The organism is Mesorhizobium sp. ORM8.1, from assembly GCF_053005525.2.
Window position 1 is genome coordinate 6,551,482 of sequence record NZ_CM132600.1, and the last position, 13,324, is coordinate 6,564,805.

17 protein-coding genes are annotated in these 13,324 nt (G+C 63.1%); 8 read left to right on the forward strand and 9 right to left on the reverse strand.

What is annotated here, in order from left to right; genetic code table 11:
• Positions 1–59: 59 nt before the first annotated feature.
• The 7 genes from ACVDG8_RS32640 to ACVDG8_RS32670 all read right to left on the reverse strand — a co-directional run bounded on the left by ACVDG8_RS32640 (position 60) and on the right by ACVDG8_RS32670 (position 4,496).
• Complete coding sequence (locus tag ACVDG8_RS32640) at positions 60–1,151, reverse strand: methylenetetrahydrofolate reductase (RefSeq protein WP_447252147.1); 1,092 nt, start codon at positions 1,149–1,151, stop codon at positions 60–62.
• Positions 1,148–1,759 carry a methylenetetrahydrofolate reductase C-terminal domain-containing protein gene (locus tag ACVDG8_RS32645; protein ID WP_455707387.1) on the reverse strand — a complete coding sequence of 204 codons (612 nt, stop codon included), beginning with the start codon at positions 1,757–1,759 and terminating at the stop codon, positions 1,148–1,150. The genes ACVDG8_RS32640 and ACVDG8_RS32645 overlap by 4 nt, the downstream gene beginning before the upstream one ends.
• The gene (locus ACVDG8_RS32650) at positions 1,752–2,054 is read right to left on the reverse strand and encodes a virulence factor (protein ID WP_447252148.1); all 303 of its coding nucleotides are present in this window, start codon (positions 2,052–2,054) and stop codon (positions 1,752–1,754) included. The genes ACVDG8_RS32645 and ACVDG8_RS32650 overlap by 8 nt, the downstream gene beginning before the upstream one ends.
• A gap of 165 nt (positions 2,055–2,219) precedes the next feature.
• Positions 2,220–2,735 (reverse strand): GNAT family N-acetyltransferase, encoded by a 516-nt coding sequence (locus ACVDG8_RS32655; RefSeq protein WP_447252149.1) that lies wholly within the window; start codon positions 2,733–2,735, stop codon positions 2,220–2,222.
• Entirely contained in the window at positions 2,723–2,989 is a 267-nt protein-coding gene (locus tag ACVDG8_RS32660; protein WP_455707388.1) for a type II toxin-antitoxin system TacA family antitoxin, read from the reverse strand. Before ACVDG8_RS32660 ends, ACVDG8_RS32655 begins: the two co-directional genes overlap by 13 nt.
• Positions 2,990–3,043: 54 nt before the next feature.
• Positions 3,044–3,826, reverse strand: coding sequence for a formyl transferase (locus ACVDG8_RS32665; protein ID WP_447252151.1), 783 nt, complete (start codon positions 3,824–3,826; stop codon positions 3,044–3,046).
• 94 nt (positions 3,827–3,920) lie between these two features.
• A complete protein-coding gene (locus ACVDG8_RS32670) occupies positions 3,921–4,496 on the reverse strand; it encodes a DUF4893 domain-containing protein (protein ID WP_455707389.1) in 576 nt (191 codons plus the stop codon).
• Between the two features lie 124 nt (positions 4,497–4,620).
• Here ACVDG8_RS32670 and ACVDG8_RS32675 point away from each other — a divergent pair, with 124 nt between their 5' ends.
• Positions 4,621–5,535 (forward strand): NAD-dependent epimerase/dehydratase family protein, encoded by a 915-nt coding sequence (locus ACVDG8_RS32675; RefSeq protein WP_447252152.1) that lies wholly within the window; start codon positions 4,621–4,623, stop codon positions 5,533–5,535.
• A gap of 3 nt (positions 5,536–5,538) precedes the next feature.
• Here the strand turns inward: ACVDG8_RS32675 and ACVDG8_RS32680 are convergent, their stop codons facing one another.
• Entirely contained in the window at positions 5,539–6,171 is a 633-nt protein-coding gene (locus ACVDG8_RS32680; RefSeq protein WP_447252153.1) for a DUF1638 domain-containing protein, read from the reverse strand.
• Between the two features lie 54 nt (positions 6,172–6,225).
• Here ACVDG8_RS32680 and ACVDG8_RS32685 point away from each other — a divergent pair, with 54 nt between their 5' ends.
• Positions 6,226–6,363 carry an entericidin A/B family lipoprotein gene (locus tag ACVDG8_RS32685; protein WP_019858698.1) on the forward strand — a complete coding sequence of 46 codons (138 nt, stop codon included), beginning with the start codon at positions 6,226–6,228 and terminating at the stop codon, positions 6,361–6,363.
• 82 nt (positions 6,364–6,445) lie between these two features.
• Here the strand turns inward: ACVDG8_RS32685 and ACVDG8_RS32690 are convergent, their stop codons facing one another.
• Positions 6,446–7,144, reverse strand: a complete 699-nt coding sequence (locus tag ACVDG8_RS32690; RefSeq protein ID WP_447252154.1) for a corrinoid protein — start codon at positions 7,142–7,144, stop codon at positions 6,446–6,448.
• A gap of 270 nt (positions 7,145–7,414) precedes the next feature.
• On the opposite strand from ACVDG8_RS32690, the gene ACVDG8_RS32695 reads away from it, so the two are divergent.
• The 6 genes from ACVDG8_RS32695 (at position 7,415) to ACVDG8_RS32720 (ending at position 13,322) form a co-directional block, all read left to right on the forward strand.
• Positions 7,415–8,989, forward strand: a complete 1,575-nt coding sequence (locus ACVDG8_RS32695; RefSeq protein WP_447252155.1) for a trimethylamine methyltransferase family protein — start codon at positions 7,415–7,417, stop codon at positions 8,987–8,989.
• Positions 8,990–9,078: 89 nt separating this feature from the next.
• On the forward strand, positions 9,079–9,774 hold the full coding sequence (locus tag ACVDG8_RS32700; RefSeq protein WP_447252156.1) for a hypothetical protein: 696 nt from the start codon (positions 9,079–9,081) through the stop codon (positions 9,772–9,774).
• A gap of 110 nt (positions 9,775–9,884) precedes the next feature.
• Positions 9,885–10,550, forward strand: a complete 666-nt coding sequence (locus ACVDG8_RS32705; RefSeq protein WP_447252157.1) for a FadR/GntR family transcriptional regulator — start codon at positions 9,885–9,887, stop codon at positions 10,548–10,550.
• Entirely contained in the window at positions 10,547–11,842 is a 1,296-nt protein-coding gene (locus ACVDG8_RS32710; protein ID WP_447252158.1) for a CynX/NimT family MFS transporter, read from the forward strand. The genes ACVDG8_RS32705 and ACVDG8_RS32710 overlap by 4 nt, the downstream gene beginning before the upstream one ends.
• 113 nt (positions 11,843–11,955) lie before the next feature.
• Positions 11,956–12,687, forward strand: a complete 732-nt coding sequence (locus ACVDG8_RS32715) for a dienelactone hydrolase family protein (RefSeq protein WP_447252159.1) — start codon at positions 11,956–11,958, stop codon at positions 12,685–12,687.
• A 74-nt stretch (positions 12,688–12,761) separates the two neighbouring features.
• Positions 12,762–13,322 carry an RNA polymerase sigma factor gene (locus ACVDG8_RS32720; protein WP_447252160.1) on the forward strand — a complete coding sequence of 187 codons (561 nt, stop codon included), beginning with the start codon at positions 12,762–12,764 and terminating at the stop codon, positions 13,320–13,322.
• Positions 13,323–13,324 lie beyond the last annotated feature (2 nt).

Here is a 13,324-nt window from a genome sequence, read left to right on the forward strand (position 1 = left end):
AAGTGCTTCTTTATACCGTGTCTGGTTTCGTTCCAGGGGCTTGGTGATCGGCCGCGTTTTCAGTGCGCGGTCTTTACCATGTCCACCTGCGTTTCGGTAATCTCGTCATGCAGTATGTGGTCGAGCCGGTCGGCGACCATCTGGTCGTCGCGACGGATCTCGCGCTTCCATGGCTGCCGGCCCTTCAGCACGCCGGATTCATCGACGATCTCGGCGACATACTCCTCCTGGCGGTAGGCCATCACATGGATGCCGGCAACGCCCGGGATTTCCTTCACCTCGTTGATGATGTCGGTGCAGAGCTGCTTGCCTTCCTTCTTCTGGTCCTGCGCGCCCTCCAGGCGCTTGATGATAGCGTCCGGAATGTGGATGCCGGGCACATTGGAGCGGATCCACTTGGCCGTCTTGGCCGAAGCGAGCGGTCCGACGCCGCAGAGCACGAAGACCTTTTCCGTATGCCCCAGGTCCCGCGCTTTCTGCATGAAGGTTTTGAACATCGGCACGTCGAAGCAATATTGCGTCTGCACGAATTGCGCACCGGCGGCGATCTTCTTGCCGAGATGGATCGGACGGAAGTCGAAGGGTGGCGCAAACGGGTTGACGGCCGCACCCAGGAAGACCTGCGGCGGCGTCGTCAGCTTGCGGCCGGACAGGAACTTGCCGTTGTCACGCATGATGCGGATGGTTTCGAGCAGCGACATGGAATCGAGGTCGAACACCGGCTTGGCGCCCGGCTGGTCGCCGGCCTGCACGCCGTCGCCGGTCAGGCACAGCATGTTGGCGACACCCATGGCGGCCCCGCCGAGCACGTCGCCCTGGATGGCGATGCGGTTCTTGTCGCGGCAGGCGATCTGCATGATCGGCGCATAGCCCATGCGGGTCAGAAGCGCGCAGATGCCGACCGAGGACATGTGGCAATTGGCGCCCGAGGCATCCACGGCGTTGATGGCGTCGACCCAGCCATCGAAGATCTTGGCGCGGTTGTAGACGTCTTCCGGATCGGCGCTGTCGGGTGGGTTGAGTTCGGTGGTGACCGCGAATTCACCGCGACGCAGCACACGCTCCAGCCGCCCGCGCGAGGAATGGCTGGGCAGGGGATCGAGCGGCAGGTGGATGCCGGCCGGGTTCTCGTCGCGCTGACGGGAGGTCATACGGCCGCTCCGGACTTGGGGGCGGCCGCGGCTTCACGGGCTGCCGCCGCCTGCGCGGTGACGCGCAGCCAGGCCGAGGTTTCGCGCAACGACTGGTCGACCGGCTTCTGCACGGTCAGGATCTTGTCCGAGTTGACCATGTTCTGCGAGCCTTCCCAGGCCTTGACCCAGACGCAGGGCATATCGGGCTCGACCTCGCAATTGCCGTTGGCGCGCACGCCGCCGCACGGGCCGTTGCGCAACTGCTTGGGGCAGTTCATCGGGCACGACATGCCGGTCGAGGACAGGATGCACTGGCCGCACATGCGGCAGTCGAACATGAAACCTTTGACGCGTTTCTCGACGAACTTGATCGGCGCCTCGACGCGTCCGTAGCCAAGGCCTTTCCAAAGCGGGTGGAGCAGCAGGAAGGTGTCGGCAAAACGCGCATAGAACCATTCGAGCAATCGCGAGTGCCGGACGGACCATAATCTGATTGCAAACGAACGCTGCACGCGCCGCTGCGGCGACACGTCGGCCGGCTTGTAGTCGGATTTCGGCGCTGCCTTCTTGACCTGTGTGGCCTGGGTGACCGCCGGGCCGTCTTTGGGAGGACTGGTATCAGACATTTTCTTTTCCGCCCGCCTTGACGAGGGCGACCAGCCGCTCGCGGTCATATTTCGTGTCGAGGTCCTGAAAAGCCTTTTCGACTTCGGCTTCGAGATCGTCGCTGACTGGAACCGGATCGGCCTTGCGCCATTCGGCCAGATAGTCGTCGGTACCGCCGGCGCCGGTGCGCATGGCGCACATGTCGATCGCCTCGGTGAAGCGCAGCGGCAATTCACGCTTGGCGTTCTGCCGGCCCCTCTTGACGATGACCTGGGCGGGGATGTCGCGCCAGTAGACGACGATCAGATCGGCCATGAATTCTCAACTCCTCGAAGTCATGGAGCATTGCCGCATGCGCCATCAGGCTGCTTGTTATGGGACGACGCGCGCGCCTTCAAAAGCGACGCTGTCAAAGGTCGCAAGGCGAGGGAGATTGACAGAGCACCCAGATCCGCTTCGTCACACGCCTTTGGAGCGTGCTTATTCGTATCCGAAGCCGCTTTCCCTCAAGTCGACGATACGCACGATCATGCTTCGTTTGGGATCGAATGGCAGGTCTTCGAAATCGAAGCCGCGATAGAAATTCCTCACAGCGTCATCGAGTGGGTGGGTGAGGACCCCGAAGCAGCCGATCTCAGTGGAGAATCGAACGGCAGCCCGAAGCGCGAAGAGGAGAAGTGAGCGTCCGCAGCCGCGACCTTGAAAGCGGATATCCACGGCCAGTTGGCCGAGCAGCACAATCGGAATGGGATCGGGGCGATTGCGTTGTGCCGATTTCGGCAGGTAGGCTCGCTCGATCTGGCCGGCGCTCAGCGCAACGTAGGCGGCAATGAGACCGCTCGCGGAATCGCAGATGATGCTGGTGCGTGAGGCCCCATCTTGCTGATTGCGCCAGGCGTGGCGGCGAAGCCAATTGTTAAGCGACTCGCGACCGCAATCGAAAGCGTCTCTGTCGTCATCCGCCGCAAGCGGTCGAGGCGAGGTCAGTCCTGCCATACAGGCCGTGACGCAGCGAGCCTTCGCAGACCAGGCAGCGCTTTCGGCGCCGATTTCGCCCAAGCCTCGAACCGTTCCCAGTCGGCTGCCGGGATAGCCACGATACGCCCGGTCAGCACCTCCATTTCGGCAGCTTCAACAGCCTTGCGGCGGATGAAATCACTCAGGTTTGTGTTGGCCTGACTTGCGGCGGCCTCAAGTATTTCGCGTTCGTCCAGGGTGACGCGGACGCTGAGAGGGGCCATGTTGGACATCGTAAATCTCACTTTCTGTATGACAATAGCATACAGATCACTCGACTGACAATGTTACCAGACCCGTTTGGTGAGGCCGGTCCAGAGGTAGAACCAGACCGTGGGATGATACCATTGCCGGGACGGCAGGGCGGGGTCGATCGTGGCCAGTCTGCCGTCCAGCGCATCGCGGACCGCTTCGACGCAGATATCGCGCGAAAACGCCGCCTGGCGCAGCGCATAGCTGGCGATGGTATCGCCGGGTTTGGAAACGCCGCGCGCCTGCTTCAGCACGCCGCCCGTGTCGACGCCGGCATCGACCAAATGCACGGTGGTGCCGAAATTCTGGGCATCACCCGACGCCAGCGCCCAATAGCCGCCATTCATGCCACGATATTTGGGGGCGATGCCGGCATGATAGTTGAGTACCGGGCAAGGCATCTTTGCCAGCGTGCCTTTCGACAGCAGCCGGCAACCGGCGAGCAGCACGACGCCTGGTTTGATCCTTGCGATCGCCTCGAGGCATTCCTGCCCGTTGGCGGACGGCACATGGATGATCGTCTGGCCCTGTCGCGGTTCGGTGTCGAGTTTTTCTTCGGCAATCATACGCGCGGCGTGGCCGGCCAGGGCTCGCTTGCCAAGCCTGGTCAGCACCATGGTGCCAAGCTGGCCGATGGCCGAGACCCAACCCTGGCGGCGGGCGCGGCCAAGCAGCAAATGTTTCTTGGATTCAGGGGCTTCGAGGACGACGCTGACGGGGCCGACGCGGTCGGCAAGCGTGTTGACGATGGCCCAGATATGCGGGCCACCTTCGGTGACGACCACGATCGGCCGTGTCCTGGATACCGACTCTGCCATGGCAAGCACCCGCTCTGAAAACCGGGCGGATGTTATGGGGCGCGGGTTAATCCTTGGTGTGCCGTAACCCTCAATGAGGCATGCGGGCCCGCGCTCAGCGCTTGAACTCCATGATGTCGAGTTTCGATTCGTAATAGGGCGCCGGGAATTCGATGCGCCATTCGGTGGCACCGTTGCGGAAGGCATAGCCGACCTGGTCGCTTTCGGGTCCGCTGCCATAGGGCTTGGCTTTGTCGGCGTTGACGGAGGCCGCGCCAAGATAGACGGAGCGCTTTTCGCCGTCGTCGAAGAAACGGCCGGTGGTGCGCTGCGAGCCGGAGGTCTTCTCCAGCTTCCAACCCGAGCCGTCGTCGGTGACCTTGCACTTGAACCAGCCATAGATGACCAGCGGACTCAAGCCGCCCGCCTTGATTGTACGGCATTTCCAGTTGCCGGTGAGATCCTTGTCGGAGAAGGCGACCAACGGCCTGGCGAGCAGTTCATCCAGCTGTTTGACATCGGCGGGATCGCCGGCCCTCGCTTCATCGAGGGCTGCCTTGCGGGTTTCGCCGTATTTGTCGAGCCGCGCCTTGTCGGTAGCGGTGATCAGCTTCTGCACCGCGCCGTCGGCATGCGCCGGCAGGGCGAAAGCGATGATGCCGAGGGCGGCCAGCAAAAGGCGAGGGGTCATCAACACGTTTCCTCAAATCGATGGCTGGAACAGTTTCTTTTCGTCGCTGGCGTACAACTTACCGGTTCGCGGTCGTCTGTCATCCGTGCTTAACAGCAGCAGTTCGGAAAAAGCGGTTTGATCGATGCGGATATTGCTCACGGGATCGTCCGGATGGCTGGGTAGTACGCTCGGGCCACGGCTGGAAACGCTCGGCCATGAGGTGGTCGGTCTCGATCCGGTTCCATCGGCGCGCATGCAACTTGTCGGTTCGATCGCGGACCGCGATCTTGTCTTCAGCGCGGTCCACGACAATCGCATCGAAGCCATCATCCACAGTGGTGCGCTGCATAAGCCGAACATCGAACATTCCGAGAATTCCGATTTCGTGGCGACCAATGTGCAGGGTACGCTGAACCTGCTCGACGCGGCCGTGGCGTGTGGCGTCGATCGTTTCGTCTTCACCTCGACGACATCGCTGATGATCTCGCAGGCGATCCGCGCCGGCTTCCAGGGCGGCGCGCGCAAGGCGGCCTGGCTAACCGAGGAGATGTCGCCGGAGCCGCGCAACATCTACGGCGTGACGAAGCTTTCCGCCGAGCATCTGTGCCGCCTCTACCATATCGAGCATGGGCTGCCGGTCGTCATACTGCGCACCGCGCGCTTCTTCCCCGAGGCCGATGACATGGCGCATGCGATCGATCAGTCGGACGCCAACACCAAGGCGAATGAATTTCTGTTCCGCCGGCTGACCGTCGAGGACGCGGCCGAGGCGCATGTCGCTGCGCTTGAAAACGCGCCGCAACTCGGCTTCGACACTTTCATCGTCTCGGCGCCGACGCCGTTCCGGCCACAGGATTGTGCCGACCTGATCGCCGACGCGCGGTCGGTCGTCGCGCGGTATTTCCCGGACTATCCGCGGCTCTATGCCAAAAAGGGCTGGACGATGTTTTCGTCCATCGATCGCGTCTACGACCCGTCGAAGGTAAGAGAACGATTGGGCTTCGTCTGCAAGACGAGCTTTGCCGATGTGCTTGCCGCGCTCGAAGCCGGGGCCTGACCGTCAAGCGGCGCTGGCGGACACCCGTGCCAACTCGTCCGTCAAATCACCATAGCCGGTCGAGCGGCGCTCATACGCGAGGCCGAGCATGGCGGCGGCTTTCTCGGCGACCTTGTCGAGCTCCGGATCGTCGGTCTGGGCGAGATAGATCAGCTTCTTGTAATTGCCGAAATAGTCCTTGATCAGTTCCGGATGCCGGTCGAGGCCGAGGGGCTTGATGAAGAACGCCTCGAACTGGCGGCACAGGAAATCGGTCATGTAGAACGACATCATGTCGTCGTCGGCGATTTTCGCGTAGGCATCCATGCCCTGGTAGAAGGCAAAGCAGTGCGGGCCGGCCATGCGTTCGACGCCGTGCTTTTCGATCACGCGATCGAGCAATCCACCTGTGCCGCAATCGGCGTAGCCGATAAAAATGTGCTGGTAGCCCTCCGCCTTGGCCTTCTCGATCGCCTTGTCCATGGCGGGCGCGATGCGGTCGGGATAGAAATGGAACTCCGCCGGCAAACATGTCAGTTCAAGGTGATCCAGCCCGAGCTGTTCCTTGACGGCCAATACCTCGCGCGCAATCATCCCGCAGGCGATGACGAGCAGCCTGTCTGTCTGATTCGGTTTCGTTTTTCGCGTCTTGACCAAGTCGAGCCGGCTTTCGCTGCGGGGCTAATTTATCTGTCGAGGGAGACACCGTCCATGAAACTGCTGCGCATCGCACCAATTGCCATTCTTGCCTGTGCCTTGGCCCTTACGGCCTGCGCCAACACCATTCGGGGCGTCGGCAAGGATGTCAAATCGACGGCAAGGGCGGTCAAAGACACTGTCGCCAACTGATCGTCAGCCTGATCCCATCATCTGGGAACAAAAAAGCCGCGCTGCAAGGCGCGGCTTTTTCAATTCAACCTGATGCCTTGGGTCAGGCCGAAGCGCGCACGTTATGCTTGCGCTTCATGTAGTCCTTGGCGGTCTCGACAGCGACGGCCGCGTCGCGGCAATAGGCGTCGGCGCCGACGGCTTTGCCGAATTCCTCGTTCAGCGGCGCGCCGCCGACCAGCACGACATAGTCGTCGCGGATGCCCTTTTCCTTCATCGTGTCGATGACGACCTTCATATAGGGCATGGTGGTGGTGAGCAGCGCCGACATGCCGATGATGTCGGGCTGGTGCTGCTCGATGGCGTCGAGATATTTCTCGACCGCATTGTTGATGCCGAGGTCGATGACGTCGAAGCCGGCGCCTTCCATCATCATGCCGACGAGGTTCTTGCCGATGTCGTGGATGTCGCCCTTGACGGTGCCGATCACCATCTTGCCCTGCTTGGGCGCGCCGGTGGCGGCAAGCAGCGGGCGCAGGATGAACATGCCGGCCTTCATGGCGTTGGCCGAGAGCAGCACTTCGGGAACGAACAGGATGCCGTCGCGGAAATCCTCGCCGACGATGCGCATGCCTTCGACCAGCGCTTCGGTCAGCACCTTGTAAGGCACCCAGCCGCGATCGAGCAGGATGCGGGTGCCTTCCTCGATCTCTTCCTTCAGGCCGTCATAGAGGTCGTCGTGCATTTGCTGCACGAGTTCGTCGTCGGAAAGCTCGGAGAGGATGATCTCGTCGTCGGACATTTTTCTCGGGCTCCTTGCCGCTTGGACTGACTGCGGCAGCTTAAAAATCGATGCGCCAATACCTAACCCGCGAGGGCCGTGCATCCATAGCTGATTTGCGACTTCCCGCAAAAGGAAAGCGACTGAAAAATTAGCGCTTTTCTTGTCGATTTTGCGACAGGCGTTGGCGCTGGCTGGCCGTTTCGAATAGGGTGCATGGCTACGATCCGGCAAGACGCGGCGGCGAGGCGCCGCAAGCCAATTCGGGCCAGGTTTATAGGAAGCACGATCATGAGCGAGAACGCGGCAGTCGACCAGGAAGCGTCCAATGCGCGACGCGGGCGTGGCGCCAGTGGCGGCGCTGCTGCAAGGCGCGCGGCGCGCGCCGGCGGCGGTCCAGGCACCCAGCTCACCTATATCAAGCGCAAGATCAACGTCTATGAGGTCCTCAACGAGGAAGGCCTGGCGCTGATCGAGAAGAACACCGACACGGTGCTGGAAGAGATCGGCATCATTTTTCGCGATGACGCAGAAGCCCTGCAGTTGTGGAAAGAGGCCGGCGCCGACGTCAAGGGCGAGCGCGTGCACTTCCCCAAGGGTCTGTGCCGCTCGCTGCTGAAGACCGCGCCGCCCATCTACACCCAGCATGCGCGCAACCCTGAGCGTTCGGTGCAGATCGGCGGCAATGCCACGGTGTTCGCGCCGGTCTATGGCCCGCCCTTCGTGCGCGACCTCGACGGCAACCGCCGCTATGCCACGATCGAGGATTTCCAGAATTTCGTGAAGCTCGCCTATATGGCGCCGTCGATCCACCATTCGGGCGGCACGGTCTGCGAGCCGGTCGACGTGCCGGTCAACAAGCGCCACCTCGACATGGTCTACAGCCACATCAAATATTCCGACAAGCCGTTCATGGGTTCGGTCACCGCGCCGGAACGGGCCGAAGATACGGTCGCCATGGCCAAGATCGTTTTCGGCGACGATTTCGTCGAAAACAACACCGTGCTGACCAGCCTGATCAACGCCAACTCGCCGATGGTGTTCGACGAGACCATGCTCGGCGCGCTGAAGGTCTATTCGCGCCACAACCAGGCCTGCATCGTCACGCCGTTCATCCTGGCCGGCGCGATGAGCCCGGTGACGGTTGCCGGCACGCTGACGCAGGTGCTGGCCGAAGTGCTGGCCGGCGCCTCGTTCACGCAGCTGATCCGTCCCGGCGCTCCGGTGCTGTTCGGCACCTTCGCCTCGTCGATCTCGATGCAGTCGGGCGCCCCGACCTTCGGCACGCCGGAGCCGTCGCTGGTGTCCTACGGTGCTGCCCAGCTTGCACGCCGCCTCGGTCTGCCGTTCCGCACAGGCGGTTCGCTCTGCGCCTCCAAGGTGCCGGATGCGCAGGCGGCCTATGAGAGCGCCAACACGCTCAACTCGACCATCCTTGCCGGCACCAATTTCGTGCTGCATTCGGCCGGCTGGCTCGAGGGTGGTCTCGCCTCCTGCTATGAAAAATTCATGATGGATATCGACCAGCTCGGCATGCAGCAGAAGTTCGCCGAAGGCGTCGATCTGTCGGAAAACGGCCAGGCCATGGATGCCATCCGCCAGGTCGGCCCGGGCAGCCACTATCTCGGCTGCGACCACACCCAGGCCAACTTCCAGACTGCCTTCTACCGCTCCAACATTGCCGACAACAATTCCTACGAGCAGTGGCTTGCCGAAGGCGAAAAGACCGCGCCTCAGCGCGCCAACGATCTCGCCCGCCGCTGGCTGGAAAGCTATGAGGCGCCGTTCCTCGACCCGTCCATCGACGAGGCGCTCAAGGACTTCATCGCCAAGAAGAAGGGGTCGATGCCCGACGCCTTCACTTGAAAGGAGCCCGAGTCAGGCGGGGCTAAAGTCGCCAACATCATCCACAAGGAAGTCTGGCGGAGCGCATTCTCCGATCCGGACAAGAAGGGATGACGCGTGCCGGCAGCCGGATCGACGGGATCCCGGCCGTGCTTGCAGCGCACGGTCTGATCCTTCGCGGCGGCTTCAATTTTTCCGGTGGCGAGGATCCACCGATTGGCCCGTCGGGTGCCCGCGCAAAATCGGTCCTGCTGGTGGGCCAAGCGGGCGCGGCACCCTGGCAGCATTTCCTGCGTTGGCGGGAAAAGCAGCCGGAGGCGATCGCCAATCCGCTCGATACGTGGTCGCGCGAGGTGATCGGCGCTGTCGCGACGGAATTCGGCGCGCGCGCCGTGTCGCCCTCCGACAGGCCGTATTTGCCGTTCCAGCAATGGGCGATGCGGGCCGAAGGGTTGAAGCCGTCACCGCTCGGCATCCTCATGCATCCGACCTATGGGCTGTGGCACGCCTATCGCGGCGCATTGCTGTTCGAGGACGAGCTTGCGCTCGACGAACCTCATGCGGCTCCCCATCTTTGCGACGCGTGCTTCGATAAACCTTGCCTGAAATCCTGTCCGGTCGACGCCTATTCGCGGGACGGCTTTGCCCATCAATCCTGCCTGGCGTATGTGCGGGGTGCGAATGGCGGACCTTGCCGCGGCAGCGGTTGCCTTGACCGCAATGCCTGTCCTTACGGCACAGCCTATCGCTATCCGCCGGAGGTCCAGGCTTTTCACATGGCCAGCTTTGCGCGTCTCTCCGGCTGATCAATACGGCTCTGGCGCCGTTTGAAACGACTTCGTCCCCGGAAGGCGCCTTGACGGCGGAGGAAGCAAGACTATTCATCAAGTCATCTGATGACTTGATGAATAGTCCGATGCAACCCGCCACCCGCACCAATCTTACCGACAGCGCCACGCAAAGCCTGCGCGCTGAAATCCTCAGCGGCCGTTGGGGCGTTGGCGCGCGCATTCCCAACGAGGCTTCGCTTGCCGACCTTCTGTCGGTCAGCCGCGGCACGGTGCGTGAAGCGGTGCGGGTGCTTGTCTCGCAAGGGTTGCTGGATACGCGCCAGGGTTCTGGCACGTATCTGCGCTCGACGGTCGATTCCTCGGCCGCGCTCGACCGCGTCAAGCGCACCGGCTTGCGCGACCAATGGGAGGCGCGGGCCGCGCTCGACCTCGAAGCGGCACGCCTGGCCGCCCTCCGCCACACGCCCGCCGATCTCGACCGCATGCGCCGATTGCTTGCCGAGCGCGGCACCGTTGCCGATGGCGGCAGCGAAGCCTTCATCCGGCGCGATCTTGCCTTCCACAAGTCGGTCGTCGCGGCGTCCGGCAACAAGGCGATGATGGAACTCTACGACTTCTTCACCGCCGCCATCGCTGAAACCATCCATGCCACCATCGATGGCGAATTGCCCGAACCGGACCAGCAAGCACACGGGGCAATCGTCGAGGCCATCGCCGCGAACGACCCCGACGGTGCGGTCGCCGCTGTGCACGCTTTCATGGCGCCTGTGCTTGCCCAACTTTCCCAATGAACCAGATTTTTCGTCTATCAGACCCGAAGGCCGAGGTGGTCGCGGGGCTGGACCTCATCGATGCCGAGGCCGATAGCGTGCCGCAGCCGCTGCCGCCTGAATCGCGCAGCCGCACCGCGCGCATCGTGCTTGGCGCGAGCCTTGTGCTGATCGCCTTCAGCCTGCGCTTCCTGTTTTCCAGCCTGTCGGTGCTGTTGCCCGAGGTGATGCAGGCAACCGGGCTGTCGACAACGGGCGCCAGCCTGCTGACGACGCTGCCCGTGCTGTGCCTGGGCCTGTTTGCGCCCTTCGCACCGCAGCTCGCCCAGCGCTATGGGGCCGAGCGCACCTTGCTTGGCGCGCTTGCGCTGCTGGCGCTGGGGACGGGCCTGCGCTGGTTCGTATCCGTTCCGTTGCTGTTTGTCGCCACCTTCGTTGCCGGCGGCGCCATCGCCATTGGCAACGTTTTGCTGCCGGGGCTGGTGAAGCGTGATTTTGCCGATCGCGCTGCTGTCATGACCGGGCTTTACACCATGGCCCTTTGCGCCAGCTCGGCCGCCGCGTCCGGGTTCACGCTGCCGATCGAGCGCCTCGTCACCGGCTCATGGTCCGGCGCGCTCGCGGCCTGGGCGGTGCCGACACTGCTGGTGCTGTTGATCTGGATCCCGCAGGCGCTGGGCAGCCGGCGGCAGGCCAGCCATAGCGGCTTTCGCGTCGTCGGGCTCTGGCGTGACCGCCTGGCCTGGCAGGTCACGCTGTTCATGGGCCTGCAGTCGGCGCTTGCCTATTGCATCTTCGGCTGGCTGGCGCCGATCCTGCGCGAGCGCGGCTTCGATGCGGCCACGGCCGGCGCCATCGCGTCAGTGTCGGTGATGGCGCAGGTCATCACCTGTCTTGGCGTGCCATCCATTGCGATGCGGCTGAAGGACCAGCGCGTCATCAACGTCGCGCTCGTCACCATCGCGGTCGTTGCCTTCCTCGGGATATTGTTCGCACCGGTCTCGACCGTGCTTTACTGGGCGGTTCTGCAAGGCATCGGGCAAGGCGGCCTGATCGCGGCGGCCATGACCCTGATCGTGCTGCGTTCGCCGGATTCGCATGTCGCGGCGCATCTTTCGGGGATGGCGCAAGGCGTCGGCTATGTGCTTGCCGCGTTCGGCCCGCTGCTGGTTGGCCTGATCCGCGGCTGGACCGGCAGTTTCTCGGAAACCGCCTTCCTGTTCGTGGCGCTCGGGCTTGGCGTCGCCGTCATGGGCTTCGGCGCCGGTCGGGCGCTGCAAGTCGGCGCGAGGACAGTGCGCGTCGAGAGTTAGGCTCGCCGATGCTCGCCCAGGCCTGCACGAAATGTTGACTGCTCGGCCGAGCTGATGTCTTGCCCTCGTCATTTGCACCGATATGTATCGCCCATCTCATAACGGAGCAGGCGATGACCAAGCAGGACCTTCAGATCAAGACCCGTGACGGCACCGCGAAAGCCGGGCTTTTCCGGCCGTCCACCACGGCCAAGGCTGGCGTCATCCTCTATATGGATGCGTTCGGACCGCGGCCGGTGCTTGCCGAGATGGCCGAGCGCCTCGCCAGCGACAATTATGCCGTGCTGGTGCCCGATCTCTTCTATCGCAATGCGCCTTATGGGCCGTTCGATGCCAAGACCGCCTTCACGGTGGAGAAGACAAAGACCGAGTTGATGGCGCTGGTGACCGGCACGACGCAGGAGATGACCATCAGCGACAGCGCCGCCTTTCTCGATGCGCTCGCCGCGGAAGGCATCGACGGCCCGATCGGTGTCGTCGGCTATTGCATGGGCGGCGCGCGGGCGCTCAACGCGGCGGCCACCTATTCCGACCGCATCGTTGCCGCCGCCAGCTTTCATGGCGGCAACCTGGCAAGCGACGCGGCGGACAGTCCGCACCGCAAGGCGGCGTCGATCAGGGCCCGCCTCTATGTCGGCGTCGCTGGCGTCGATCGCAGCTTCCCGCCGGAGCAGTCGGCGCGGTTGGCGGAGGCGTTGCGCGTGGCCGAGGTCGACCACGTCATCGAGAACTATGTCGGGTCCGGTCATGGCTGGTGCGTGCCCGACCACAGCTCCTACGATGAAGCTGGAGCCGAACGTCACTGGAAGCGGGTGGCGACGTTTTTTGCCGAGACACTCGGCTAGGCCGGCGCCACGCGCAGAAAAATCTTTGCATCGCCCCAAGGATTAGCCACTAGCCTTCGTCCAACGGGCAAATGATGGCGATGATGCTGGACGACAGCGATGCCTCCGATGCCGAACTGATCGGGCGGGCGAGGGGCGGAGACAAAGGGGCTTTCGGCACGTTGCTCGAAAGACACTATGGCTTTGTCTATCGTGCCGCCTATCGCTGGTGCGGCCGCAAAGCCGACGCCGAGGACATCGCCCAGGACGTCTGCGTGCGGCTCGGCTGCGCGATCCGCGACTATCAGGGCAGCGGCGCGTTCACGACCTGGCTCTATGCCATGACGCTGAACGCGGCGCGCGACATGATGCGCAAGCGCGCCCGCGACACCGCCAAGATCGATGCCTATGGCGCCTATGCGCTGATTTCCGGCGAAGGAGCGGCAGAGGTCCAGGACCCGGCCGAGGCGTTGTGGGCGGCGGTGCGGATGCTGCCCGACAAGCAACGCGACGCTGTGCTGCTGGTCTATGGCGAAGGGTTGAATCACGCGGCGGCGGCGGAGGTGATGGCGATCTCGGAGACGACTGTTTCCTGGCACATCCATGAAGCGAAGAAACGGCTGAAAGTGCTGATGCGCTCAGCCGGGGAAGTGTGACC